Source organism: Streptomyces inhibens, assembly GCF_022221585.1.
Classification (GTDB): Bacteria; Actinomycetota; Actinomycetes; order Streptomycetales; family Streptomycetaceae; genus Streptomyces; species Streptomyces inhibens.
On sequence record NZ_CP084681.1, the window covers coordinates 5,022,194 to 5,047,244 of the forward strand.

23 protein-coding genes, 1 tRNA gene and 1 pseudogene are annotated in these 25,051 nt (G+C 70.7%); 13 read left to right on the forward strand and 12 right to left on the reverse strand.

Going from position 1 to position 25,051, the window contains the following annotated elements; translation table 11 throughout:
- Positions 1 to 38: 38 nt before the first annotated feature.
- Positions 39 to 629 (reverse strand): TetR/AcrR family transcriptional regulator, encoded by a 591-nt coding sequence (locus KI385_RS22910; RefSeq protein WP_238574036.1) that lies wholly within the window; start codon positions 627 to 629, stop codon positions 39 to 41.
- On the reverse strand, positions 626 to 2,146 hold the full coding sequence (locus KI385_RS22915) for a 3-hydroxyacyl-CoA dehydrogenase (protein WP_238574037.1): 1,521 nt from the start codon (positions 2,144 to 2,146) through the stop codon (positions 626 to 628). The genes KI385_RS22910 and KI385_RS22915 overlap by 4 nt, the downstream gene beginning before the upstream one ends.
- Before the next feature lie 147 nt (positions 2,147 to 2,293).
- On the opposite strand from KI385_RS22915, the gene paaN reads away from it, so the two are divergent.
- Entirely contained in the window at positions 2,294 to 3,976 is a 1,683-nt protein-coding gene (gene paaN, locus KI385_RS22920; protein ID WP_238574038.1) for a phenylacetic acid degradation protein PaaN, read from the forward strand.
- A gap of 48 nt (positions 3,977 to 4,024) precedes the next feature.
- Here paaN and KI385_RS22925 read toward each other — a convergent pair whose 3' ends face one another.
- Genes KI385_RS22925 through KI385_RS22935 form a run of 3 tightly spaced genes read right to left on the reverse strand, consistent with a single transcriptional unit; the run spans position 4,025 to position 6,788 of the window.
- A complete protein-coding gene (locus tag KI385_RS22925; RefSeq protein WP_238574039.1) occupies positions 4,025 to 4,699 on the reverse strand; it encodes a TrmH family RNA methyltransferase in 675 nt (224 codons plus the stop codon).
- Entirely contained in the window at positions 4,696 to 6,120 is a 1,425-nt protein-coding gene (locus KI385_RS22930) for an HTTM domain-containing protein (protein WP_238574040.1), read from the reverse strand. The genes KI385_RS22925 and KI385_RS22930 overlap by 4 nt, the downstream gene beginning before the upstream one ends.
- Positions 6,117 to 6,788 (reverse strand): DUF5819 family protein, encoded by a 672-nt coding sequence (locus KI385_RS22935; RefSeq protein ID WP_238574041.1) that lies wholly within the window; start codon positions 6,786 to 6,788, stop codon positions 6,117 to 6,119. Before KI385_RS22935 ends, KI385_RS22930 begins: the two co-directional genes overlap by 4 nt.
- Positions 6,789 to 6,955: 167 nt before the next feature.
- Between KI385_RS22935 and paaA the strand changes: the two genes are divergently transcribed.
- The 6 genes from paaA to KI385_RS22965 all read left to right on the forward strand — a co-directional run bounded on the left by paaA (position 6,956) and on the right by KI385_RS22965 (position 11,959).
- On the forward strand, positions 6,956 to 7,906 hold the full coding sequence (gene paaA, locus KI385_RS22940) for a 1,2-phenylacetyl-CoA epoxidase subunit PaaA (protein ID WP_238574042.1): 951 nt from the start codon (positions 6,956 to 6,958) through the stop codon (positions 7,904 to 7,906).
- A complete protein-coding gene (gene paaB / locus KI385_RS22945; RefSeq protein ID WP_238574043.1) occupies positions 7,903 to 8,241 on the forward strand; it encodes a 1,2-phenylacetyl-CoA epoxidase subunit PaaB in 339 nt (112 codons plus the stop codon). Before paaA ends, paaB begins: the two co-directional genes overlap by 4 nt.
- Entirely contained in the window at positions 8,241 to 8,957 is a 717-nt protein-coding gene (gene paaC / locus KI385_RS22950; RefSeq protein WP_238574044.1) for a 1,2-phenylacetyl-CoA epoxidase subunit PaaC, read from the forward strand. Before paaB ends, paaC begins: the two co-directional genes overlap by 1 nt.
- Positions 8,951 to 9,448 (forward strand): 1,2-phenylacetyl-CoA epoxidase subunit PaaD, encoded by a 498-nt coding sequence (paaD, locus tag KI385_RS22955; protein ID WP_128508710.1) that lies wholly within the window; start codon positions 8,951 to 8,953, stop codon positions 9,446 to 9,448. Before paaC ends, paaD begins: the two co-directional genes overlap by 7 nt.
- Positions 9,448 to 10,491, forward strand: coding sequence for a 2Fe-2S iron-sulfur cluster-binding protein (locus KI385_RS22960; RefSeq protein WP_238574045.1), 1,044 nt, complete (start codon positions 9,448 to 9,450; stop codon positions 10,489 to 10,491). Before paaD ends, KI385_RS22960 begins: the two co-directional genes overlap by 1 nt.
- A 334-nt stretch (positions 10,492 to 10,825) precedes the next feature.
- The gene (locus tag KI385_RS22965) at positions 10,826 to 11,959 is read left to right on the forward strand and encodes an acyl-CoA dehydrogenase family protein (RefSeq protein WP_238574046.1); all 1,134 of its coding nucleotides are present in this window, start codon (positions 10,826 to 10,828) and stop codon (positions 11,957 to 11,959) included.
- 199 nt (positions 11,960 to 12,158) lie between these two features.
- Here the strand turns inward: KI385_RS22965 and KI385_RS22970 are convergent, their stop codons facing one another.
- The 4 genes and pseudogenes from KI385_RS22970 to KI385_RS22985 form a co-directional block, all read right to left on the reverse strand.
- Complete coding sequence (locus KI385_RS22970; RefSeq protein WP_238574047.1) at positions 12,159 to 12,503, reverse strand: rhodanese-like domain-containing protein; 345 nt, start codon at positions 12,501 to 12,503, stop codon at positions 12,159 to 12,161.
- A 10-nt stretch (positions 12,504 to 12,513) separates the two neighbouring features.
- On the reverse strand, positions 12,514 to 13,659 hold the full coding sequence (locus KI385_RS22975) for a hypothetical protein (RefSeq protein WP_238574048.1): 1,146 nt from the start codon (positions 13,657 to 13,659) through the stop codon (positions 12,514 to 12,516).
- Positions 13,660 to 14,312: 653 nt separating this feature from the next.
- Positions 14,313 to 15,758, reverse strand: a complete 1,446-nt coding sequence (locus KI385_RS22980) for a DUF2252 domain-containing protein (protein WP_238574049.1) — start codon at positions 15,756 to 15,758, stop codon at positions 14,313 to 14,315.
- Positions 15,759 to 16,141: 383 nt separating this feature from the next.
- Positions 16,142 to 16,870: pseudogene (locus tag KI385_RS22985) on the reverse strand (ABC transporter permease); the annotation flags it as partial.
- Positions 16,871 to 16,970: 100 nt separating this feature from the next.
- On the opposite strand from KI385_RS22985, the gene KI385_RS22990 reads away from it, so the two are divergent.
- Positions 16,971 to 17,405, forward strand: coding sequence for a MarR family winged helix-turn-helix transcriptional regulator (locus KI385_RS22990; RefSeq protein WP_128508705.1), 435 nt, complete (start codon positions 16,971 to 16,973; stop codon positions 17,403 to 17,405).
- Positions 17,406 to 17,490: 85 nt separating this feature from the next.
- On the opposite strand, the gene KI385_RS22995 is transcribed toward KI385_RS22990, so the two are convergent.
- Complete coding sequence (locus KI385_RS22995) at positions 17,491 to 17,853, reverse strand: winged helix-turn-helix transcriptional regulator (protein ID WP_238574050.1); 363 nt, start codon at positions 17,851 to 17,853, stop codon at positions 17,491 to 17,493.
- Between the two features lie 125 nt (positions 17,854 to 17,978).
- On the opposite strand from KI385_RS22995, the gene KI385_RS23000 reads away from it, so the two are divergent.
- Positions 17,979 to 18,629 carry an FMN-dependent NADH-azoreductase gene (locus KI385_RS23000; RefSeq protein WP_238574051.1) on the forward strand — a complete coding sequence of 217 codons (651 nt, stop codon included), beginning with the start codon at positions 17,979 to 17,981 and terminating at the stop codon, positions 18,627 to 18,629.
- Positions 18,630 to 18,822: 193 nt separating this feature from the next.
- On the opposite strand, the gene KI385_RS23005 is transcribed toward KI385_RS23000, so the two are convergent.
- Positions 18,823 to 20,058, reverse strand: a complete 1,236-nt coding sequence (locus tag KI385_RS23005) for an MFS transporter (protein WP_238574052.1) — start codon at positions 20,056 to 20,058, stop codon at positions 18,823 to 18,825.
- A gap of 194 nt (positions 20,059 to 20,252) precedes the next feature.
- Between KI385_RS23005 and KI385_RS23010 the strand changes: the two genes are divergently transcribed.
- The gene (locus tag KI385_RS23010) at positions 20,253 to 21,191 is read left to right on the forward strand and encodes a LysR family transcriptional regulator (protein WP_238574053.1); all 939 of its coding nucleotides are present in this window, start codon (positions 20,253 to 20,255) and stop codon (positions 21,189 to 21,191) included.
- Positions 21,192 to 21,349: 158 nt separating this feature from the next.
- Here KI385_RS23010 and KI385_RS23015 read toward each other — a convergent pair.
- Positions 21,350 to 21,433: transfer RNA gene (locus KI385_RS23015), tRNA-Leu, on the reverse strand.
- Between the two features lie 534 nt (positions 21,434 to 21,967).
- Between KI385_RS23015 and KI385_RS23020 the strand changes: the two genes are divergently transcribed.
- From KI385_RS23020 to KI385_RS23030, 3 genes are all read left to right on the forward strand, one after another.
- Positions 21,968 to 22,804, forward strand: a complete 837-nt coding sequence (locus tag KI385_RS23020) for an FHA domain-containing protein (protein ID WP_238574054.1) — start codon at positions 21,968 to 21,970, stop codon at positions 22,802 to 22,804.
- 10 nt (positions 22,805 to 22,814) lie between these two features.
- Positions 22,815 to 23,345 (forward strand): FHA domain-containing protein FhaB/FipA, encoded by a 531-nt coding sequence (locus tag KI385_RS23025; RefSeq protein ID WP_238574055.1) that lies wholly within the window; start codon positions 22,815 to 22,817, stop codon positions 23,343 to 23,345.
- A gap of 132 nt (positions 23,346 to 23,477) precedes the next feature.
- Positions 23,478 to 25,034, forward strand: a complete 1,557-nt coding sequence (locus tag KI385_RS23030) for a PP2C family protein-serine/threonine phosphatase (RefSeq protein WP_238574056.1) — start codon at positions 23,478 to 23,480, stop codon at positions 25,032 to 25,034.
- Positions 25,035 to 25,051 lie beyond the last annotated feature (17 nt).

Consider the following 25,051-nt stretch of genomic DNA (forward strand, 5'->3'; position numbering starts at 1 on the left):
TTCCCCGGACGCCGGTAGAGAGAGCCCCTACGGGCGCCTCAGGGCTTGCGCAGCCCCGCGAACGCCGTACGCACCACGGCCTCGGCGACCTCGTCACGGCTCGCCGCGCCACCACGGCCCGGCCGGTACCACTCCACAATCGAATTGATCATGCCGAAAAGCAGCCGGGTGGCCAGCCGGATGTCCACGTCGTCGCGCAGATCACCGTCGGCCGCGGCCTGCTTGAGCAGATCGGCGACCTCGTGGTCGAACTCCCGGCGCCGCTCCATGGCCCACCGCTCGGTGTCCGTATTTCCGCGCACCCGCAACAGCAGCGTCACATAGGGAAGTTCGTCCATCAGCACCTCGGCCTCGCGCCGGGTGACGTATTCGAGGCGCTCGATCGCCCGTCCCTCGACGGCGCCGGGCTCCCCCAGAACGCCGAACAGCCCGTCCAGGGCCCGGCTTATGGCGCGGCGCAGCAGCTCTTCCTTGCTGCGTACATGGTGATAGATCGAGGACTTCGAGATACCGGCCGCCTTGGAGAGGTGCTCCATGGACGTGCCGTCGTAGCCGCGCTCGATGAACACCTCGACGGCGACCGCGAGCAGCGAATCGGGCGTATAGGTGTCGCGCTTGGTCATGGTCATGAGGGAACCACATCCTGTGCCGCGTACGCACGGCGGAGCAGGCCCAGGGACGGGGCATAGCGCCCGGAAGGCATCCGCTGGTGCATCTCTTCCAGCAGGTCACACGCCCAGGACTCGCCCAGCCGCTGCTCCCACTCCACAGGACCCAGCGGGTAATTCACACCCTGCCGCATCGCGGTGTCGATATCGGCCGGGGTGGCGACCTCCTTGGCGGCCGCATCGAAGGCGAAGTCGATCAGCATGGCGACCGTACGGGCCACGATCATGCCGGGCACGTCCCCGATGACGCTGACCTGCTTGCCGAGTGCCTGGAACAGCCCCGTGGCCTCCTGGACCGTCCGCTCGGGGGTGTCCAGCGAGGCCGCCAGCGCGATCCGGGTCGCCGCGCCATAGTCGAGCGCGAGGTCGAAATAGACCACGTTCGCGAACTCCACCGACGTCATACCGTCCGCGAGCACCAGCTCGCCGCCACCGGGCAGCTCGAAGCGCGCGCCGTCCTCATCCCCCTGCCGCACCTCGATGCCGGCCGCCTCGATGAGCGCCACAAGGTCCGCTGCGGGGCCCAGGTCCCCGTGAGCGATGACAAAATCCGGGGCTTTTCGGGGTGCCTCCGTATGCGGCTCGGGCCGCTCCGCTCCGGAGCCGTCCGAGCCGCCGTAGTCGAACCAGCCGCGGCCCGACTTGCGGCCGAGCAGCCCGGCCTCGACCAGCCGACGCTGCGCCAGAGAGGGCGTGAACTTCGGGTCCTGGTGGAAGGAGTCCCAGACGGACCGCGTGACGGCCTCGTTCACGTCCTGCCCGATGAGGTCGGTGAGCTCGAAGGGGCCCATCGCGAAGCCGCCGCATTCGCGCAGCACGGCGTCGATGGTGGCGGGATCGGCCGCCCGCTCCTCGTAGACGCGCAGCGCCTCGGCGTAGAAGGGGCGGGCGACGCGGTTGACGATGAAGCCGGGGGTGTCCGCGCAGCGCACGGGTGTCTTGCCCCAGGCCGCGGCCGTCTCGTACGCGGTGGTGGCGGCGGCCTCGTCGGTGGCGAAGCCGCTGACGACCTCGACCAACGGGAGCAGCGGTGCGGGGTTGAAGAAGTGCAGGCCCACACAGCGGCCGGGGTGGCGCAGCCGGCCCGCGACGGCGGTCACGGACAGGGAGGAGGTATTGGTGGCCAGCAGGCAGTCGGCCGGGACGATGTCCTCCAGGGCGGTGAACAGCTCCTGTTTGGCGGGGAGTTGCTCCAGGATCGCCTCGATGACCAGCGCGGAGTCGGCCAGCTCCGCGAGAGTGGCGGCGGGGGAGAGGCGCGCGCGGGCGGCGTTCCGCTCATCCGCCGAGATCCGGCCTTTCTCGACGAGCCGGTCCAGTCGCCGCACGATGGCCCCGGCGCCCTGCTCGGCGCGGCCGGGCACGGTGTCGTAGAGGCGTACGCGATGGCCGGCGACCAGCGCGACCTGCGCGATTCCCTGCCCCATGGTGCCGGTGCCCACCACTGCCACGGTGCTGCTGATCCCGATTGCCGTCATGGCAGACGATCCTCCCCGACCGAGTTTTCCACAGCTTCGCCGGGCCCTCTTGCCCCGACCGATCGTTCGGTTACTCTAACTCCGTTGCCCCGTCCGCTCCCAGTCCTCATCCACTCTCCGCCCAGCTCGACGAGGAGTTGGTCATCGATGGCCGCCGAAATGACCGCAGCGCAGTTGATCGAGAAGCACCGCCCGACCCTCGACCAGACGCTGGAGGCGATCCGCACCCGCGCGTACTGGTCCCCGCACCCCGAGCATCCGAAGGCGTACGGCGAGAGTGCCGGGCCCGACGGAGTGGCTGCCTTCGAGGCGCTGCGCGGCACGCGCTTCGAGCTCGACCAGCCCGGCACGGACGACTGGGCGGGCGAGGAAGTCTCGCCGTACGGCCCGGAGTTGGGCATCAGCTATCCGCACCCGGATGTGGAGGTGCTGCTGCCGGCCATGCGGGCCGCACTCCCCGTCTGGCGGGACGCGGGCGCCGAGGCGCGCGCGGCGGTGTGCCTGGAGATCCTGTCCCGGATCAGCGCGCGCACCCATGAGTTCGCGCAGGCCGTGATGCACACCAGCGGTCAGGCCTTCATGATGGCGTTCCAGGCGGGCGGCCCGCATGCCCAGGACCGCGGCCTGGAGGCGGTGGCGTATGCGTACGCCGAGCAGGTCCGCACCCCGGAGCGCGCGCAGTGGTCCAAGCCCCAGGGCAAGCGCGACCCGCTGGAGCTGGCCAAGAGCTTCACGCCCGTGCCGCGCGGCGTCGCCCTGGTGATCGGCTGCAACACCTTCCCCACCTGGAACGGCTACCCGGGCCTGTTCGCCTCGCTGGCCACCGGCAACCCGGTGCTGGTCAAGCCGCATCCGCGCGCCGTGCTCCCGCTGGCGCTGACCGTCAAGGTGGCCCGCGAGGTGCTCGCCGAGGCCGGCTTCCCCGCCGACCTGGTGTGCTTGGCCGTGGACAAGCCGGGCGAGGGCCTGGCCAAGACGCTGGCCGTCCGCCCCGAGGTCCGGATCATCGACTACACCGGCTCGACCGCCTTCGGCGACTGGCTGGAGACGCACGCCCGGCAGGCGCAGGTCTTCACGGAGAAGGCCGGCGTCAACACCGTCGTCATCGAGTCCACCGACGACTACAAGGGCATGCTCAGCAACCTGGCCTTCTCGCTGTCGCTCTACAGCGGCCAGATGTGCACCACCCCGCAGAATCTGCTGATCCCGCGCGAGGGCATCACCACGGACGCCGGGCCGAAGTCGTACGACGAGGTGGTCGGCGATCTCGCGGGCGCGGTGAGCGGACTGCTGGGCGATGACGCACGGGCCAACGCCCTGCTGGGCGCGATCGTCAATCCGCAGGTCAAGGAGCGGATCGACGCCGCTGTCGGGCTGGGCGAGGTGGCGCTGGCCTCCCGTGAGGTGGCCAACCCCGAGTTCCCCGGGGCCACCGTCCGTACGCCGGTGATCGTCAAGCTGGACGGCGCCAAGCCGGACTCCGAGGCGGCCTATCTGTCGGAGTGCTTCGGGCCGGTGTCCTTCGCGGTGGCCCTGGATTCCGCGGCCGACGCGGTGGACCTGCTGCGGCGCACGATCCGCGAAAAGGGCGCCATGACGATCGGTGCGTACACCACCTCCGCCGAGGTCGAGCAGCTGGTGGAGGAGGCCTGCCTGGAGGAGTGCGCCCAGCTGTCGCTGAATCTGACCGGCGGGGTCTATGTGAACCAGACCGCGGCGTTCTCGGACTTCCACGGCTCCGGTGGCAACCCGGCGGCCAATGCGGCGCTGTGCGACGGCGCGTTCGTGGCGAACCGCTTCCGGACGGTGGAAGTGCGTCGGCCGGCGTGACAGCGGGGGCTCCGGGGCCTGGGACGCCGTCCCGGGCCCCACGGGCGGTCAGCGGGCGTCCGGCCCCTCGATCCGCGCATGGCGGCCGATCCAGGCATGCATGGCGATGGCGGCCGCGGCCCCCGCATTGATCGAACGGGTCGAGCCGAACTGCGCGATCGAGCAGACCAGCGAGGCATGCCGGCGCGCCTCCTCGGTCAGCCCCGGCCCCTCCTGGCCGAACAGCAGCACACAGCGGCGCGGCAGCTCGGTCGTCTCCAGCGGCACGGAGCCGGGGAGATTGTCGATCCCGATGATCGGCAGCTCCTCGGCGGCGGCCCAGGCGGTGAGGTCCGCGGTGTCCGGGTGGTGGCGGACGTGCTGGTAGCGGTCGGTCACCATCGCGCCGCGTCGGTTCCAGCGGCGCTGCCCGACGATATGGATCTCCTTGGCCAGGAACGCGTTCGCGGTCCGCACCACCGAGCCGATGTTGAAGTCGTGGCCCCAGTTCTCGACGGCCACATGGAACTCATGGCGGCGGGTGTCGAGGTCGGCGACGATCGCCTCGCGCGTCCAGTAGCGGTAGTGGTCGACGACATTGCGGCGGTCACCGTGCGCGAGCAGCTCGGGGTCGTAGCGGTCGTCCTGCGGCCAGGGCTCAGGGTGCGGACCGACGCCGATCTGGGTCCCGTACCCCTCGTCGTACTGGAGGGGCTCGGCGGGGGCGGTTTTCTCGCTGCTCACCCCACGAGCGTATGGCCACCGCCACCGTGCTCGGTACGAGCCTCCGGCGCACCGCCCCCGGACCCGACCGCCGGCCCGGCCGAGCCGCCGCGCGAAAACAGCCGTTTGCGCAGGCCGGAGAGGCGCACGGAGAGCCAGGTCAGGAAGTTCGTCGGCAGGAAGACCGCGTCCGCTGCGACCATCGCGAGCGAGAAGAACGGCAGCCCGAGCAGGAACGCGATCGAGAGGTGCTCGCAGATCATCACGACCAGCAGCACATTCTTCAGCCGTCGGTTGAAGAGCGTGAACGGGAAGGCGACCTGCACGATCACCGTGCCGTAGGTGACCAGCATGACCATCAGGCCGTTGCTGCCGAGCAGCTCGGACAGCGCCGGCCAGGGGGAGAAGTAGTCCAGGTGCATCGGGTAGAAGACCGCGGTGCCGTCCTGCCAGCGCGAGCCCTGGATCTTGTACCAGCCGGCGGTGGCGTAGATCAGGCAGACCTCGACCATGATCACGAGCAGTGCGCCGTTGTGCGCGAGCTTGGCGAGGGTGTCCAGGACGATGCGCGGTTCGCCGGGCGCGTAGCGCTGCACCGCCCACCACAGGCCGTGCGTCAGCCACAGTCCCCACAGGACCAGGCTCCAGCCGATGTGCGGGAACGGGCCGTTCTCGAACCAGTTGAGGCCGTAGCTGCCGCCCAGCTGGGCGGCGGCCAGGCCTAGGCCGAGCACGGCCCACAGGACGACGCCGGGCAGATCCCGGGCGGGAGCGGTGCCGGCGGCGGAGCGCGCCCGCTTCGCGCGGCGCGCATCCAGTGACCAGACCTGCCCGCACCGGGTCAGCACGAGATACATCGACATCAGGTGGATGACGTTGTCGCCGCCGTCCCCTATGAAGACGCTGCGGTTCTGCAGCGAAATCACGCCGATCATGAAGAGCACCGACATGGTGCGGGTGCGCCAGCCGAGCATCAGCAGCGCGCTGGACGCGATGGCCAGGAGGTACACGAACTCGAACCAGCCGCGGCCGTCGGACCAGGGCAGTACGGAGAAGGCGTGGTTGCCGGCCAGGAGGCGGCGCGCCATGTCCAGGTTCCAGGGGCCGTCGGGCCCGTAGAGAACCTGGCGGTGCGGCCATTCGCGCAGCAGGAACAGCAGCCAGGTCGCCGCGAAGCCGATCCGGATCACGGCGGTCTGGTACGGGGCCATCGCCCGGCCGGTGCAGCGCAGGAAGCCGCGGCCGATGGCACGCTCGATGCGGGTCTCCTGGTAGGGCGCGGTGGGGGCCGAGGATTCCTGGGAATCCTGGGGCGTGTGGGGTGCCTGGGCTTGCTGCGGCACGAGGGCCGGCTCAGTGGGGTGCGGCGGCTGCTCAGTTGCGTGCGGCGGCTGCGGCACTGCGGGCATCTGCTGCGGCTGCTGCGGCGTCGGTGAGGTCACTGGTTCGTCGCCCCCTTGGGCAGATCGTCTGCGGTGACCTGCCACCAGGGCAGCACGCGGTACATGGGCTTGTCGCTGATCTTCTCGGCGCTCCACGGCGGCGGGCTGATCGCCGTCGTCTGCGAGCGGACCTGGATCTGCTCGACCCGGCCACCGCCCTTGGTCCACTCCGCGTCCATCCGGAGCATCACGATCCGCCGGATGTAGCGCTCGGACAGCTCACCGCGCGCCCCGATCGGCCGGTTCTGCGCGTTGTGGGTGTTGAGGAAGAGCTCCCAGCCGCGGCGCAGCTGGTTCTGCTGGGTGTGGCTGGGCAGCGGGTTGTGGAGTATGGCCCGGCCGTCGCGGGCGGTCAGATCGGTCCAGCCGGTGAGCCGGGTGGCGCCGTCCTCGGTGCGCAGCTGCGCGCGGACCTGGACCGCGATGTTCTGCTGCAGGGGATTGGGTGCGAACAGCTTCCAGTTCTGTTCGTACTCGGGGTAGACGTATTCGCTGATCAGGGCGCCCTGCTGCTTGCTGAGCGTGTTCGACGGCGCGACATGCAAAAACATCATGGCGACATGAATCGCGACGACGACCGCGATGGCGCAGGCCGCCACGCCTATGACGATCCGCGAGGGCAGCGAGAGCGCGGCCAGTGGCCGCGTTTCGTCCCCGTATGACTGCATTCCCGCCCCGTTCCCAGAACCCATGCGGCTGACTCCGCTTCGGAACCGTACCTACGCGGCCCCGCCGGGCACACCCTCCCCCGAGTTATCCACAGGCTTGACACCCGCGGTCCGCCCACTCACCATTGAACCGAACGATCGGTCGGTCGGGAGCGAGGGGGCACCACATGACGACGATCGCGCCGGAAGAGACGGCATACGAAGCCGTATTCGACGCCACCGTGGCCGCGGACGAGCGCATCGAACCGCGGGACTGGATGCCGGACGCCTACCGCTCGACGCTGGTACGCCAGATAGCGCAGCACGCCCACTCCGAGATCATCGGCATGCAGCCGGAGGCCAACTGGATCACCCGGGCGCCGTCGCTGCGGCGCAAGGCGATCCTGATGGCGAAGGTGCAGGACGAGGCCGGCCACGGCCTGTATCTCTACAGCGCCGCCGAGACCCTGGGCACCGGCCGTGACGAGCTGCTCGACAGGCTGCACTCCGGCCGCCAGAAGTACTCCTCGATCTTCAACTACCCGACCCTGACCTGGGCCGACGTCGGAGCCATCGGCTGGCTGGTCGACGGCGCCGCGATCACGAACCAAGTCCCGCTGTGCCGGTGCTCGTACGGCCCCTATGCCCGCGCGATGGTCCGCATCTGCAAGGAGGAGTCCTTCCACCAGCGACAGGGCTACGAACTCCTGCTGACCCTCAGCCGCGGCACCGAAGCACAACACGCCATGGCGCAGGACGCGGTGAACCGCTGGTGGTGGCCGTCACTGATGATGTTCGGCCCGCCGGACGACGAGTCGGCGCACTCCGCACAGTCCATGGCCTGGAAGATCAAGCGGCACTCCAACGACGATCTGCGCCAGCGCTTCGTGGACATCTGTGTCCCTCAGGCGGAGGCCCTCGGACTCACCCTCCCCGACCCGGACCTGACCTGGAACGACGAGCGCGGCCACTGGGATTTCGGCCCGATCGACTGGACCGAATTCCGCGAGGTGCTCAAGGGCAACGGCCCCTGCAACGAGGAGCGGATCGGCCGCCGCCGGCAAGCTCATGAGGAAGGCGCCTGGGTGCGCGAGGCAGCCGCCGCACACGCGGCCAAGCACGGGAAGGCCACCCGATGACCACACCACGCCCCGCCGAAACCCTCGCCTCCGCCACGGAAGCGACCCCGCAGCCCACCGACTGGCCCCTGTGGGAGGTCTTCGTACGCAGCCGCCGCGGCCTCTCGCACACCCACGCGGGCAGCCTGCACGCGCCGGACGCCGAGATGGCCCTGCGCAACGCCCGCGACCTCTACACCCGCCGTTCGGAAGGCGTCTCCATCTGGGTGGTTCCCTCCGCCCAGGTCACCGCCTCCTCGCCGGACGAGAAGGACGCCTTCTTCGAGCCGGCCGGCGACAAGCCCTACCGCCACCCGACCTTCTACGAGATCCCGGACGGGGTGCATCACCTTTGATGAACGTCACGGCCACCCCGGCCCTGCCCCTCGGGGACGACGCCCTGATCCTCTCCCACCGCCTGGGCGAGTGGGCCGGCCGCGCCCCGGTCCTGGAGGAAGAGGTCGCGCTGGCCAATATCGCGCTGGACCTGCTCGGCCAGGCCCGCGTGCTGCTCTCCCTGGCCGGTGACGAGGACGAGCTGGCATTTCTGCGCGAGGAGCGGCAGTTCCGCAACCTCCAGCTCGTCGAGCAGCCCAACGGCGACTTCGCCCACACCATCGCCCGCCAGCTGTACTTCTCCACCTACCAAGAGCTGCTGTTCGAGCATCTCGCCGCGGGGGAGAGCGAGTTGGCGCCGCTGGCCGCGAAGGCCGTCAAGGAGGTCGCCTACCACCGCGACCACGCCCACCAGTGGACGCTGCGCCTGGGCGACGGCACCGACGAGAGCCACGCCCGGATGCAACACGCCCTGGACGCCCTCTGGCGCTTCACCGGCGAACTTTTCGAGCCGGTCGAAGGCCTCGAAGCGGCGCCCTGGCCGACCCTGCACGACACCTGGACGACACGCATCACCAGCACCCTGGAGCAGGCCACGCTCACGGTCCCCGAAGGCCCCCAGCGCGGCGGCTGGACCGCCGGCGCGGGCCGCCAAGGCCTGCACACCGAGCCGTTCGGGCGCCTGCTCGCCGAGATGCAGCATCTGCACCGCAGCCACCCGGGGGCGACATGGTGACCACCACTGCCCTCGAAGAGGAACTGCTGGCACTCGCCGGCTCCGTTCCCGACCCCGAGCTGCCGGTGCTCACCCTCGCCGAGCTGGGCGTGGTGCGCGGTGTGCAGCTGACGGCCCCGGGCCGGGTCGAGGTGCAGCTCACCCCCACCTACACCGGCTGCCCCGCCATCGAGGCGATGTCGGCCGACATAGAGCGCGTGCTGCACGACCACGGCATACCCGACGTCGAGGTCCGTACGGTCCTCAGCCCGCCCTGGACCACGGACGCGATCACCGCCGAGGGCCGCCGGAAGCTGGCCGAGTTCGGTATCGCGCCACCGCGCCCCACGGGACCGGCCGGCGGCCCGGTCGCCGTCGACCTCACGATCCGCTGCCCGCACTGCGGATCGACCGACACCACCCTGCTGAGCCGGTTCTCCTCCACAGCGTGCAAGGCACTGCGCCGCTGTGAGTCCTGCCGCGAACCCTTCGACCACTTCAAGGAGTTGTGATGTTCCACCCGCTCCAGGTCCGGGAGATCGAGCGCCTCACGGACGACGCGGTGGCCGTCACCTTCGCGGTCCCGCCCGAGTTGCGCTCCACGTTCCGGCACACCCCCGGGCAGCACATCGCGCTGCGCAGAACGGTCGACGGCCAGGAGATCCGCCGTACGTACTCCATCTGCACCCCGGCCACCGACGAGCCCGTACTCCGCGTGGGAATCCGCCTCGTCGAGGACGGCGCCTTCTCGACGTACGCGCTCAAGGAGCTGGCGGTCGGCGACACGGTGGAGGTCATGGCCCCGGCCGGCCGGTTCACCCTCGCACCGCGCCCGGGTCACTTCGTCGGAATCGTCGGTGGCAGCGGTATCACCCCTGTGCTCTCCATCGCCGCCACCCTGCTCGCCCAGCAGCCGGACGCCCGCTTCTGCCTCATCCGCAGCGACCGTACGACGGCATCGACAATGTTCCTGGAGGAGGTGGCCGACCTCAAGGACCGCTATCCCCAGCGCTTCCAGCTCATCCACGCCCTCTCCCGCGAGGAACAACAAGCCGGCCTGCCCTCCGGCCGCCTGGACGAGGCACGGCTCCGCTCCCTCCTGCCCGCCCTCCTGAAGATCGACTCCGTCGACGGCTGGTACCTCTGCGGCCCCTACGGCCTGGTCCAGGGCGCCGAGCGCGCCCTGCGCGCCCTCCAGGTGCCCCGTAACCACATCCACGAAGAGATCTTCCACATAGACAACGGCACCCCCACCGCCCCCGCCGCCTCCACCCCCGCGCACAGCACCGTGACCGCCACCCTCGACGGCCGCTCCGGCACCTGGCCGGTCCACGACGGCGAACCACTGCTGGAAGCGGTACTCCGCAACCGCGCGGACGCCCCGTACGCCTGCAAGGGCGGCGTCTGCGGCACCTGCCGAGCCTTCCTGGTCTCCGGCGAAGTCCGTATGGACCGCAACTTCGCCCTGGAGTCCGAGGAGGTCGACACCGGTTACGTCCTGGCCTGCCAGTCCCACCCCGTCACGGAGAAGGTCGAGCTGGACTTCGACCGCTGAGGTCGTAACTCGGTACCGCCCCGTACCCGAACAACAACCGAGGCGCGCGGCCCGACGACAGACCGACGACAGCCGACGAGTCGGCCACGGCGTCACACCGATCGTCGGCCCGCTCACCCTCCGCCGACTCCGCCCCTCCGCTCACACCCCCACCCCTTCACACCCCCACCCCTTCACGCCGTCCCTCCGCTCACACCGGCCCTACCGAGCTGAAACCGCCCCAACTTCCCCCAACTCTCCCGCCCTTGCACGACGGCGCCATTCCCAATTCCTGGAACCTGTTCTACCTTGACGCTTCGTCAGATCGAGGCAGGCCGCGCGGGAGGACAGACCAGTGGACTTCACCTTCACCGAGGAGCAGCAGGCCGCCGTCGAAGCGGCGAAGGCCGTCTTCTCGGGGGTCGCTCCGGACGGCGTGCCCAGCCCCGCGCTCACCGCCGGGGCGGTCGCCGACGACTTCGACCGCGCACTGTGGCGCCAGCTCGCCGACGCCGATCTGCTCAGCCTTCCGATCGCGCCCGAGCACGGCGGCGCGGGCCTGGACCCGATCGCGCTCTGCCTCGTACTGCGTGAGTCCGCCAAAGTGCTGGCGCGGGTGCCACTACTGGAGTCCGGCGCCGCCGCGCTCACCCTCCAGCGTTACGCGACCGACGGACTACGCGCGGACGTACTGCCCCAGATAGCCACCGGGAGCCTGGTCGTGACCGTCGCCGCCGGGGGCCGTACGGGGCATGAACCGGCCGAACTCGCCGTGGACGCCCGCCAAGAGGGCACCGACTGGATCCTCGACGGCACCCAGACCGCCGTCCCCTGGGCCCCGACCGCAGACCGGATCCTGCTCCCCGCCCACACGCCCGACGGCCACGCCGTCCTCGCCCTCGTGCCCCGGACCCACCCCGGCGTCACACTCGACGACCAGTTCTCCACCAGCGGAGAGCGCCAGGCCGAGGTCCGGCTGGATTCCGTACGCCTCAGCACCCGGGAAATGATCACCGATCCGGGCGCCTGGGAGTCGCTGCGCAACGTCCTGACCACCGGCACCTGTGCGCTCGCGCTGGGCCTCGGCGAGCACGTACTCGCCATGACCAGCGACTACACCGGCAAGCGTGAACAGTTCGGGTTCCCGGTGGCCACCTTCCAGGCCGTCGCCGTCCAGGCCGCCGACCGATTCATCGACCTGCGCGCCATGGAGGCCACGCTCTGGCAGGCCGCCTGGCGGATCACCACCGACGCGCCCGGCCCACTACCGTCCGCGGGAGATGTCGCGGTCGCCAAGATCTGGGCCTCCGAGGGCGTACGCCGCGTCGTCCAGACCGCCCAGCATCTGCACGGCGGCATCGGCGCCGACACCGACTACCCCCTGCACCGCTACCACGCCTGGGCCAAACAACTCGAACTCTCCCTCGGCCCCGCCGCCGCCCACGAGGAGGCTCTCGGCGATCTGCTGGCGGCACATCCGCTGGGCTGAGTCGGGCAGCCGCAGCGCGCTCGTCGGTGCCCAGGGCCGCCCGGCGCCCGAGCGAAGACCCTCCGACGGCTTTCCGACGGCTTTCAGTCGACCTTCCGAGGGCCTCTGGCGCCCGCCCTGCCAGCCCCGGTGACCGGCCGGGCCCAGCCCGGATCGTTCCAGCCCGACCCTGCCTGAGGACCGGCGCCCGAATGCCCGGCTAGATCACCGCGCCCGAGCCGCCCTTGCCATCCGATACGGGGCGGCCGGTGGCCTCCCACGCCTGCATACCGCCCGCGACGTTCACCGCGTCGATGCCCTGCTGGATCAGATACTGCGCCACCTGCGCCGAGCGGCCGCCGACCCGGCACAGCACGTACACCTTGCCGTCCTCGGGCGCAGCCTCGGTGAACTCACCGTAACGGGCGACGAATTCGCTCATCGGGATGTGCAGCGCGCCTTCGGCGTGCCCCGCCTCCCACTCGTCGTCCTCACGCACGTCCAGGAGGAAGTCCTCCGGTGCGAGAGCGTCGACACCAACCGTGGGCACAGAACCAAATTGCATACTCACGACGCTACCCGACCAGCTGCGCGAGGTACGCCTCGCGTTCCGCGACATCGGCGAGCAGCTTCTCGGCGATCTCGTTCAGCAGCGCGTCCGGATCTTCCGGCGCCATCTTGATCATCGCGCCGATCGCGCTCTCCTCCAGCTCGGCGGCGGCAGCGGCCAGCAGCTCCTTGCGCGCGGCCAGCCACTCCAGCCGGGCATAGAGCTCCTCGCTCTCGCTGAGCCGCTCCTCGGCCGGCGCGGGACCGGCCTCCCACTCCCGTGCGAGCTCCCGCAGCACCGCCTCGTCGCCCTGGCCGTACGCCATGTTGACCCGCGCGATGAACGTGTCCCGCCGAGCCCGCTCCGCGTCGTCCCGCGCCAGGTCCGGGTGGGCCTTGCGCACCAGATCGCGGTAGACCTTGCGAGCCTCCTCGCTGGGCCGCACCTTCTGCGGCGTCCGCACGCTCTGCTCCGTGAGCATCGCCTGCGCCTCCGGGAACAGACCGTCCGACCCCATCCAGCCGTGGAACAGCTCCTCCACGTCCGGCATCGGCAGCACCGAGGCCCGCGCCTCCTGCGCCTTACGGATGTCCTCGGGGGCGCCGGTACGCGCCGCCACGGCCTCCGCGATCTGCGCGTCGAGCTCGTCCAGCCGTGCGTACATGGGGCCCAACCGCTGGTGATGCAGCCGGGAGAAGTTCTCCACCTCGACCCGGAAGGTCTCCACCGCGATCTCGAACTCGATCAGCGCCTGCTCCGCAGCCAGCACCGCCTTCGCCAGCCGCCGCGTCGCCTCGTCCTGAGCCGCCTGCTCCTCCGCCGCACGGCCACGACCGTCCTCGGCCCGCGCTTCGGCTGCATCGCCGGACCACTCGGCCTCCGCTTCGGCCTGGTCGCCAGGCCGCTCGGCCTCCGCTTCGGCCTGGTCGCCAGGACCTTCGGCCGCCGAGCCGTCGGCACCGTCGAGGCGCTCGGGCTCAGCTCCTGGTTCGACGCCGAGCCCATCGGTGCCCGCGACCTGGTCTTCCTGGCTACCGCCGTACCCGATCCCGGCTTCCTGACCGCCGCCGCGGGCGTCCGGTGCCTGCGGATCGGCCTGGGCGTCCGGTGTACCCGGTACGTCCGGTCGGTGCTGGCCGTCCTGCGCGTTCTCCGCGTGCGAGTTCGTCACTCGGTCAGCGTACGGCCCACGCCGGCCCCGGCCCTCCGCCACCATCCGGCCGCTTCCTCTTGGGGCCCCTCCCCCCCCCGCCCCACCCACCACCCCCTCACTCGACCGGCGTCCCGGCAGGCCTGCGTCCCACGGCCCTCAGAGCTGTGAGCCATCGGTGTCCAACGCACTCCGAGTCCGTGGCCCCCGGTCCGTGGCCCCCGGTCCGTGGCCCCCGGTCCGTGGAACCGCATCCGTAGCGAGCCCCACTCATCCGTAGGTCCACTCATCCGCGAGCCCCATATCCGTGGGTCCCATATCCGTGGCCGCCCCCGAGCCCCGTCGGAGAGGCCGACGTCGCGAGGACACCGTCGAGCCCCAGCAGCGGGTCGGAGGCCAGGCCACCATGGATCACGCCCACCCGGCGCCCCTCAGCCCTCCTCAGGCTCGTCAGCCCTCCTCAGGCTCGTCAGCCCTCCCCAGGACTGGTCAGCCCCTCAGTCCTCCCCCAGGCCCGTCAGCCCCCCTCAGCTCCGTCAGCATTCCCCAGATCCATCAGCCCTCCTCAGCCCTCCTTCGCCCGTCAGACCTCCGGACGCACCAGCCCTCCCAAGCCCGCCCGCCCCAACAGGCTGGGCACCCGGCGCCAGCAGAGCTCCCCGCCCGCCTGTCCCTCACACCCCCATCTCTGCCGCGATCCGTCCGTTCTTCACCGCTGTGGTCAAAGCTGCGTGATCCGCTTCCATGCGGTCCGCGTAGGACATGGCGAATTCCGCTATCGCCTCGTCCAGTTCCTCGCTCTTGCCGCAGTAGCCGGCCACCAGGCGCGGATCGGCGCTGTGCGCATGGGCTCGGGCCAGCAGGGCACCGGTCATCCGGGCGTAGTCGTCCATCTGGTCGCCGGACAGCTGCGCCGGGTCCACGCTGCCCTTACGGTTTCTGAACTGGCGGACCTGGAAGGGGAGCCCCCCATCACGTCGCCCGGGCCCGGAGGCCGCGCCGCCCACACCGTCCGGCGCCACGTCCTGCACCGTCGTCCAGCCCAGCAGGATGTCGCTGACGACCTGCATCCGACGCTGTCCGAGCACCACCCGGCGTCCCTCGTGTGCCACCGCCGGCACCGAGAAGCCGGCCTTCTCCACGTACGGCGCCAGCACCGAGCCGCGCGCCTCCTTCACCTGCAGCACCAGCGGCTCGCCCTGGTGGTCCAGCAGCAGCACCACGTACGACCGCAGACCCACGCTGCCCGTGCCGACCACGCGGAAGGCCACATCGTGCACCGCGTACCGGGCCAGCAACGGCAGCCGGTCCTCGGGAAGCGTCTCCAGATAGCCGGTGAGGGAGGCGGCCACGGCTGCCGCTTCCGCGTCCGGCACCCGACGCAGCACCGGCGGCGCGTCCACGAACCGGCGGCCGCCGTCCACCGCCGGCTCCGTCGCCTTCGCCGCGAACCGCGCGCTGGTGTTCTTGCGTGCCTTGGCCGACACCCGCTCCAGCGTCCCCAGCAGATCCCGCGCGTCGGTGTGCGAGACCAGCTCCTCGTCGGCGATCGCGTTCCACGCCTCGGTCACCGGCAGCTTCGACAGCAGCCGCATCGTGCGCCGATACGCGCCCGCCGCGTCCTGGGCCGCCTTGCGGCACTCGTCCTCGTCGGCACCCGCTTCCCGGCCCGCCAGCACCATCGAGGTCGCGAGCCGCTTCACGTCCCACTCCCACGGCCCGTGCAGGGTCTCGTCGAAGTCGTTGAGATCTATGACGAGACCGCCGCGGGCGTCGCCGTAGAGCCCGAAGTTGGCGGCGTGCGCATCCCCGCAGATCTGTGCGCCGATGCCGGTCACGGGGTCGGCCGTCAGGTCGTACGCCATCAGGCCCGCCGTTCCGCGGAGGAAGGCGAAGGGGCTCGCGGCCATCCGGCCGACCCGTATCGGCGTCAGCTCGGGCAGCCGGCCGGCGTTGGACTCCTCGACCGCCGCGACCGCATCCGGTCGCCCGGCCGCGATCGACAGCGCGGCCTGCTCGGAACGGGGCAGCCGCTCCCGCAGCGCCCGGCCGGCGGCCTTGGGCGACGGCCCCTGCGCATCCGCCCTCGCAAACCCCGGTACGTACGGCACACGCGACATAGCGGGCCACCTCCCCCTTCACGACCTGCGCTTCTTGAGTCCTGCTGTCCTTGCGTTCCTGCGTCCTGCGTCCTGCGTCTGCGTCTGCGTCTGCGTCTGCGTCTGCGTCCTGCATCTCGCTCGGCGCGACGAACGATGTCGGCTCACCGAGCGGTGCCGGCCTGCCGACGAGCAATGACGTTACCGATACCCCGTCACGGCTCGCAGGGCCTGTGGATAACTCTCCGTATCCTCCGCAATTCCCTGGCAAGCGCCGCGCCCCTGCCGACCGACTGTGCAGGTCGGGAGGGGCGCAGGGCGTGGCTCCAAGTCCCAGCGGCTGGACCGCTGCACGCCCCGGCCTCTGGCCGGCCCGGCCACCCGGCCACCCGGCCACCCGGCCGCTACACACCCACCGCCTCCTCCATCTCCTCCTCCATCTCCTCCTCCATCTCCCCCTCCGCCTCCGCCTCGTCGCCCATCTCATCCTCCGCAGACCCACCGTCGCCGGCCCCCACTTCCCCATCCGTACGCGCCGACCGTGCCGACTGCGCCGACCGCGCCGTCCCCCGCGACGCCGGCTCCGGCACCGTCGCCGCCACCGCAGCGGCCGCCACCGCAGCGGCGTTGGCCACCACCTCCGCCTCCGCGGTGCGCCGCCGCTTCTCGGCCAGTGCCGCCACACCGACCGTCAGCAGGCCGACAACCAGCCACAGCGCCAGCGTCCAGAGGTGTCGGGACAGGCCGTAGCCGTCGAAGTAGACGTGGCTGCGGGTGCCTTCCACGAAGCCCGCGCCGTTCCAGAAGGAGTGCAGTGCCGCGAAGAACCCGTTCTGCATCCCGGGGCGGAAGATCCCGCCGGAGGAGGTGAAGTTGAGCATCACGAAGAGGGCCATCACGCCGAGCGTGGTCCAGCGCTTGAGGAACGTGTGCAAGCCGGTACCGATCAGCAGAATGCCCGCGGAGTACAGCCAAGCCATGCCCCACAGCCCCCACAGGCCGTGGTCGACGAGATGGAAGACCGGACCGGCGAACGCCGTCCCGATGAGGCTGACCACGAAGGACGTACCGATCGCCAGCACCGCCCGCAGCCGGCGCCGCAGCACGGCTCCGGCGCCGCCGATCACCGCCACAGGTGGCCGGCGCCAGTCAGGCACCACCCCGGCCAGTAGTTGGCAAATACAACTCTCAATTCACGTTGTACTGTACAACTACCTCTATGAAAGGCAACCCGTGGCTCACCGCGATGACTCCGTCGAGACCATCCAGCAGGAGATGACCGCGTTCGCCCGACGGGCCCGTGCAACCGCCGCCCGGATGCATCCCGAGCTCTCACTGGTCTCCTACACCCTGCTTGCGCACCTCGATGACCAGCGCGGATGTCGTGCCACGGACCTCGCGGCGCACTACTTCCTGGACAAGTCCACGGTCAGCCGGCAGATCGCCGCACTGGAGAAACTCGGCTTCGTCGAGCGCCGCGTCGACCCGGACGACCACCGCGTCCAGGTGCTGCACCCCACCGAGAAGGGCGCCCAGGTGCTCGCGAACGTCACCGCAAGCCGCCGCCAGGCGTTCCACGAGCGACTGGCCGACTGGGACGAGGCCGACCTCGACCGCTTCGCCACGTATCTGCTGCGCTACAACGCCGCCCAGGAACGCCTGGGGTAAGGCACCCGAAATCCGGCCGCCGCCACCCGGCACCCACCAAGCCCCCGGGCCACCCCGCCCGCCCCGCCCGCCCCGCCCACTTCACCTACTTCCGAAACCGCTCCGGACACTGCCCGCCATCGGCCAGATATGTCTCCGCCCAGCGACCGAGCTCCTTGAGCGAGGGCTCCATCGCCAGACCGGCTTCCGTCAGCCGGTACGAGACGCGCAGCGGCGGCCCCGCATCCACCTCGCGTACGAGCAGACCGGTCGCCGCCAGCTCCATGAGGCGGTCGGAGAGCATGCGCTCACTGATCCCGGGGATGGCCCGCCGCAGATCGGCGAAGTGCACGGGGCCGGGCATCAGGGTCGCGACGATCAGCCCCGTCCAGCGCTTCCCGAACAGCTCGAAGACGCGCGTCATGCCGTCGTCGACCTGTCTGCACATCGCCTCGCTGTGGTCCGCCATACACCCAGAGTACCGCCCTCTTCTTGGCTACTGCAAAAAAGTAAGCTCCTGTGCTATTAATAGGGACGTACGGAATTCAATCAGTGGCCGCGCATCGTCGGCCGCGAACCGAAGGACCGATCCTCATGGCCACGCTTCTTCTCATCGACTCCTCCGTCTTCCCCGAGGGCGGCTCCGCCTCCCGTTCGGTCACCGCGGCCTTCCGTAAGGCCTGGGAGGAGCAGCACCCCGACGGCACGGTGATCCACCGTGATCTGGCCGCCGACCCGCTGCCGCACCTCGACGGCGTCGCCGCCTCCGCCGGCTTCTCCGACCCGGCCACCCACACCCCCGAGCAGCAGGCCGCCTTCGCGCTGCGTGTGAAGCTCGCCGAGGAGCTGGAGCAGGCCGACGCGATCGTCATAGCCGCGCCGATGTACAACTTCACGATCCCCTCGACGCTCAAGGCGTGGCTCGACCAGGTGATCCTCATGGGTCGTACGGCGGGCGAACAGCCGTCCGCCAAGGGCACCCCGGTCACCGTCATCGCCAGCCGCGGCGGTTCGTACGCGCCGGGCACGCCCCGTGAGTCCTTCGAGTACGTCCAGAACTACCTGGAGGCGGTGCTGAACGGCGGAATGGGGCTCGACGTCGACTTCATCGTCCCCGAGCTGACCATGGCCCCCAGCAACCCGGCGATGGCCGACCTCGTCCCGCTGTACGAGACCTCCCGCGACAAGGCCCACGAGGACGCGGCGGCCAAGGCCAAGGCCCTCGCCGAGCGCCTCGCCGCCTGAACCCAGGCCGAGCCGAGTCGGGCACCCGCGCCCGCCCCGGCCCGCATCCCACGCGCCCACCCCGGGGGCACCGGCACACGCGGCACACGCGGCACACCCCGCCCCACGCCCAACGCCCAACGCCCCCGGGCCGGAGCCCACTTCACCCCGCATCCCCAGGGGCCACGGCTTCCCCAGAGCCTCAGGCCCCCACTCACCCCACCTCCCGCCCCGGCCCCCTCCCCACTCCCACCGTCACCAGCGCCCCCACCGCGAGCGCGCCGCCCAGCCACATCACGCCGGCCGCGCCCCAGCCGTCCGCGGCCCGCCCGCCGACCAGTGCCCCCAGGGCGATGGCCCCGTTGAACACCGCCACGAACAGCGCCGATACGGCCTCCCGCGCGCCCGGTGCGGCCGCCATCAGCCAGGTCTGGGTGCTGACCGACACGCCCCCGTAGGCCAGCCCCCATACGGCCACCAGGAGTGCCGCCCCCGCGACCCCCGCGACGTGCCCCAGCAGCGGCACCAGCAACACTGCTCCCGCGAGCACCCCACAGATCGCCAGCAACGCCGCACGCGGCGAGCGCGCCGCCGCGGCACCGGCCGTGAAGTTCCCGGCCAGACCCGCGAGGCCGAAGGCCAGCAGCAGCGTGCTGATCTGCCCCGCCTCCGCGCCGGCCACCTCCTCGAGCACCGGTCGCACATACGTGTACGCCGCGAAGTGCCCCGTCACCAGGAGCGCCACCAGCAGAAGTCCGGTCCGTACGGGTGCGCCACGCAGCAGCCCCAGCACTCCGTTCAGCCGCACCGCGGCGCTCTCCGGAAGCGGCGGCAGCAATACGGCCAGCGCGACCGCCACCGCCCCGCAGACCAGGGCCATCGCCACGAATGCCGTGCGCCAGCCGCCCAGTTCACCCAGGAACGTGCCGGCCGGCACGCCCAGCACCGACGCCGCCGCGACCCCGCTGAAGATCAGGGACGTCGCCGCCGCCACCCTTCGCCCCGGCACCAGCCGCACCGCGAGCCCCGCCGCGATCGCCCACACCCCGCCCATCCCCAGCCCCACCAGCACCCGCGCCGCCAGCAGCACCGCGACATTCGGCGCGTACGCCGCGAGCAGATTCGCCACCGCCAGCGTGCCCATCAGTGCGGCCAGCACCACCCGCCGGTCCCGCCGCCCGGCCAGCAACGTCAGCACCGGCGCCGCCACCGCCGCGACCAGGCCCGTCGCGGTCAGCGTCAGCCCCGCCGTGCCGTCCGTGATCCGCAGCTCCCGGCCCATCGGCGTCAACAGCCCCACCGGCAGCATCTCCGACGTCACGACCGTGAACGTCGCCGCCGCCAGCGCCCCCACCGCCGGCCAGGCACCGCCCCGAACCCACCCCAACTCCCCTGGTGGCGCCGCTGGTCCAGCCGCGCGGCCCGCCATCCGGCCCTCGATGTTCGTCATGTCCCCAGCCAACTTCCGCGCCCACCAGGGAACAACGGCCAACTCCTCACCCTTGTATGAGCAGAACTCATCGATGAACAGGGCTCATTGATCCACCGCACGCCACCACCGTGCCAACACCACCAACACCACAAACGCCACCAATACGACCAACACCGACGCCAAGGAACGCCCGAAGGAGCCCGAAGGAACCCATGAGCGGCCCGCCCCCCTCGACCGCCCCCGGCACCGCCCCCGGCGCCACCTCCGCGCTCGAACTCCGCGAGCTGGAGTGCTTCCTCGTCCTCGCCGAGGAGCTGCACTTCGGCCGCACCGGCGAGCGGCTGTACGTCTCGCAGAGCCGCGTCAGCCAGCTCCTGCGCGCCCTGGAGTCCCGGATCGGCGCCCGCCTCGTGGACCGCACCAGCCGCCGCGTCCGTCTCACCCCGCTCGGCGAGGAGTTCCGTACGTCCCTGCGCCCCGCCTACGACGCGCTGCGCGCCACCGTGGAGCGCGCCCGCAGCGCCGCCCGCGGGATCGAGGGGCGTCTGACGATCGGCTTCCAGGGCACCGCGGACGACCGGATCATGCGGGCCATCGACGCCTTCCACCGCCGCCACCCGGGCTGTGCCACCGAGATCGTCGAGATCCCGCTGTGCGACCCGTTCGGCGCGCTGCGCAGCGGCACGGTCGATGTCGCCGTCACGCTCCTGCCCGTCACCGAGCCCGATCTCACCCTCGGCCCGGTCTTCTCCGCCCAGCAGCAGACCCTCGCCGTCTCCGTACGGCACCCGCTGGCGTCCCGTACCGCGATCTCCGCGGAGGATCTCGCCGGCACGCCACTGATCTCCCCGGACGGCCCGGCGCCCGCCTACTGGCGAGCGGCCCATGCCCCGGCCACCACCCCGCAGGGCCGCCCGATACCCGCCGGCCCCAAGGTCAGCACCCTGCAAGAGGGCCTCACCCTCGCCGCGGCCGGCCGCGGCGGCATGCTGCTGTGCCGCCCGACCGCCGACTACCACGGCCGCCGCGACATCGTCTTCGTCCCCGTCACGGGCCTGCCGGACTCCGTACTGGGCCTCGTCCACCACACGGCGCGCGAAACGGCCCGGGTACGCGCCTTCCGTACCGCTGTGACGGAGGTCGCGAAGTGACAGAGGTCGCGGGTGACATACGTCGCGAGCCCGCGGCCGGCGAGACCCACACCCACACCCCAGCGCCACCCCACCCCCGTGACGCACACAACAACGTGACAAACACAACGAAAGACCCCCGGTCTCCGGATTTCTCCGGAGACCGGGGGTCTCATCTGTGCGCGAGGGGGGAGTTGAACCCCCACGCCCTTTCGGGCACTGGAACCTGAATCCAGCGCGTCTGCCTATTCCGCCACCCGCGCATGGGTGCTGCCGGTTGATCCTCTCACGCGATCCGGGTTGTTCCGTCCGGGTCTTGTGCGAGCGCCTGCCGACATCCAGAACATTAGCACGCTGTCGGGGGTGTCTTCACACGCCTTTCCCCCGGTCCCCGCCCTGCGGCCACCCCGGTTCGGCACCCCTCCGCACCTCGGGCATTCGCCGAGCACTGCCCAAAGGGTTCACACTCGCGGTAGCCGCAACCGGAGTGAGGCTCACCGGTCCGCCCGTCCCCGCGCCGGGACGGCTCATGGCCCGCCGTGTCCGACTCCGGCCCCCGCCCGGCCGGAGTGGTCGGCGGTTGCGGGACACTGTCTTCGGGGCACATCTACGATCGCAGTGCACAAGCAGTGGGCAAGGAGCAAGAAGCACCGGGCAACCCTGTGAGGGGCGACACTCGTCCTCAAGGCGGGAAAGGGGAACCAGCCGATTTCCCGACGCGTGGATACGATCAGTAAGCAGTATCAGGACGACCCGATCAGGACGACCCCGACGAAGACTGAGGAAGGAGGTGCCCCGTGGGAGTACTGAAGCGTTTCGAGCAACGTCTCGAAGGTCTCGTCAACGGCACCTTCGCCAAGGTGTTCAAGTCAGAGGTGCAGCCCGTTGAGATCGCCGGCGCGCTGCAGCGCGAGTGCGACAACAACGCCACCATCTGGAACCGCGACCGCACGGTCGTCCCCAACGACTTCATCGTCGAGCTGAGCACCCCCGACTACGACCGCCTGAGCCCCTACAGCGGGCAGCTCGGCGACGAACTGTCGGGCATGGTCCGCGACTACGCCAAGCAGCAGCGCTACACCTTCATGGGCCCGATCAAGGTCCATCTGGAGAAGGCCGACGATCTCGACACCGGCCTGTACCGCGTCCGCAGTCGCACGCTCGCCTCCAGCTCGTCCCAGGATCACCCGGGCCAGGCGGCGGCCGCCCAGCGTGCCTCCGCGATGCCTCGCGGCAGCCAGCCCGGCGGCGGCCATGTGAGCCCGCCCCCCATGCCTTCGTCCCCGCCTCCCGGCGGCGCGCAGCCCGTACCCCGTACGGCACCGCCCGGTGCAGGACCGCAGCCCCACGCGCAAACCAGGCGCTGGATCGAGATCAACGGCACCCGCCACCAGATCTCGCGCTCCACGCTCGTACTGGGCCGCAGCACCGACGCTGACGTACGGATCGACGACCCGGGTGTCTCCCGGCGTCACTGTGAGATCCGGGTCGGAACGCCCCCCATGATCCAGGATCTGGGTTCCACGAACGGCATCGTGGTAGACGGGCAGCACACCACTCGCGCTAATCTCCGCGACGGCTCGCGGATTGTCGTGGGCAGTACCACCATCGTTTACCGGCAAGCCGAAGGGTGAAGCGGGGGCAATGTCAGAGCTGACCCTCACGGTCATGCGGTTGGGTTTCCTCGCCGTACTGTGGCTGTTCGTCATCGTGGCCGTTCAGGTCATCCGCAGCGATTTGTTCGGCACGCGCGTCACACAGCGCGGTGCCGCCCGGCGCGGCGGGCAGGAACCGCGTACGCAGCGCCAGGCTGCCGCGCCACCGCAACAACAGCAGCGCCGCCAGGAAGGCGGCCGCGGCAACAACCGCCAGCGCCGCGGAGCCCCCACGAAACTGGTGGTCTCCGAGGGCTCGCTGACCGGTACCACCGTCGCCCTCCAAGGCCAGACCATCTCCCTGGGCCGTGCGCACGACTCCACGATCGTGCTGGACGACGACTACGCGTCCAGCAGGCATGCCAGGATCTACCCGGACCGTGACGGCCAGTGGATCGTCGAGGACCTCGGTTCCACCAACGGCACGTACCTGGACCGGACCCGACTGACGACCCCGACACCGATTCCTCTGGGAGCCCCGATCCGCATCGGCAAGACCGTCATCGAGCTGCGGAAGTAGTACGACAATGAGCGAGCGGAGCGAGCGAGCCGCGGCGGTCCACTCGGCGGACCCGGGCGTGCTCCCGACCGGAGGGTGGGCAGTGTGGCTCGACGAGACCGGCTGTACCCCGAGCCGACGGGTGAGGTGCGCATGAGTCTTTCACTGCGCTTCGCCGCCGGATCGCACAAGGGCATGATCCGTGAGGGCAACGAGGACTCCGGCTATGCCGGACCGCGACTGCTCGCCATCGCCGACGGCATGGGCGGCCAGGCCGCCGGTGAGGTCGCCTCCTCCGAGGTGATCTCCACGCTCGTCCAGCTCGACGACGACGTCCCCGGTTCGGACATCCTCACGTCGCTCGGCACCGCCGTGCAGCGGGCCAACGACCAACTGCGGGTGATGGTCGAGGAGGACCCCCAGCTGGAAGGCATGGGGACCACCCTGACCGCCCTGCTGTGGACCGGTCAGCGGCTCGGCCTCGTCCACGTCGGTGACTCGCGTGCGTATCTGCTGCGCGACGGCGTGCTGACCCAGATCACCCAGGACCACACCTGGGTGCAGCGGCTGGTCGACGAGGGCCGGATCACCGAAGAGGAAGCCACCACCCACCCGCAGCGGTCGCTGCTGATGCGGGCGCTGGGCAGCGGCGATCATGTCGAGCCGGACCTGTCGATCCGCGAGGTGCGGGCCGGCGACCGGTATCTGATCTGCTCGGACGGGCTGTCCGGGGTCGTCAGCCACCAGACGCTGGAAGAGACACTCGCCAGCTACCACGGGCCGCACGAGACGGTGCAGGAGCTGATCCAGCTCGCGCTGCGCGGCGGTGGCCCCGACAACATCACCTGCATCGTCGCCGACGTCCTGGACGTGGACGGCAATGAGTCGATGGCCGGTCAGCTCAACGACACCCCGGTGATCGTGGGCGCCGTCGCCGAGAACCAGAACCAGCTCAGCGACCCCAGCACGATGCAGACGCCGGCCGCCCGGGCCGCCGAGCTCGGCCGCAGGGACGCCCAGCAGGCCGCCCCGGGAGGCGCCTTCGGTCCGCCCGGAAGCGGTGACCTGGAGGTCGGCGGGCCGCCGCAGGGTTCCTTCGGCGCGTTCATCGACGAGGACTTCATCAAGCCCCGGCGGCGCGGGAAGTGGATCAAGCGGTCCCTTTTCATCGCACTGGCGCTGGGCGTCGTCGGCGGCGGGCTCTACGCCGGCTACCGCTGGACGCAGACGCAGTACTTCGTCGGCGCCAAGGACGACCACATCGCGCTCTACCAGGGCATCAGCCAGGACCTGGCGTGGATCAAGCTCAATGACGTGGACGAGGACCACCCCGAGATCGAACTCAAGTACCTGCCGCTGTACCAGCGCAACCAGGTCAAGGAGACGATCGCGGTCGACAACCGCGCGCAGGCCGGCGAAAAGGTCACCGAGCTGAGCAAGCAGGCCAACGCCTGCCGCAGCAAGGAGCAGCGGGAGGCCGCCGAGCGCGAAGCGGCGCGTAACAGAGGCAAGGGCCAGACGGGTACGCCGACCAAGCCCGGTACGCCGAGCACCAAGCCCGGTTCCACCGACAAAGCGGGCAAGACCGGCGGCACCGGCCTGCCCGGCACGCTCGCGGCGACCGCGTCGCCGACTCCCACACCCACTCCCAGCCAGGCCCCCTCCGAGGAGCAGCAGAAGCTGGAAAAGAATTGCAGCACCCAGCAGTGAGGGCGTAGGGGGCCGTA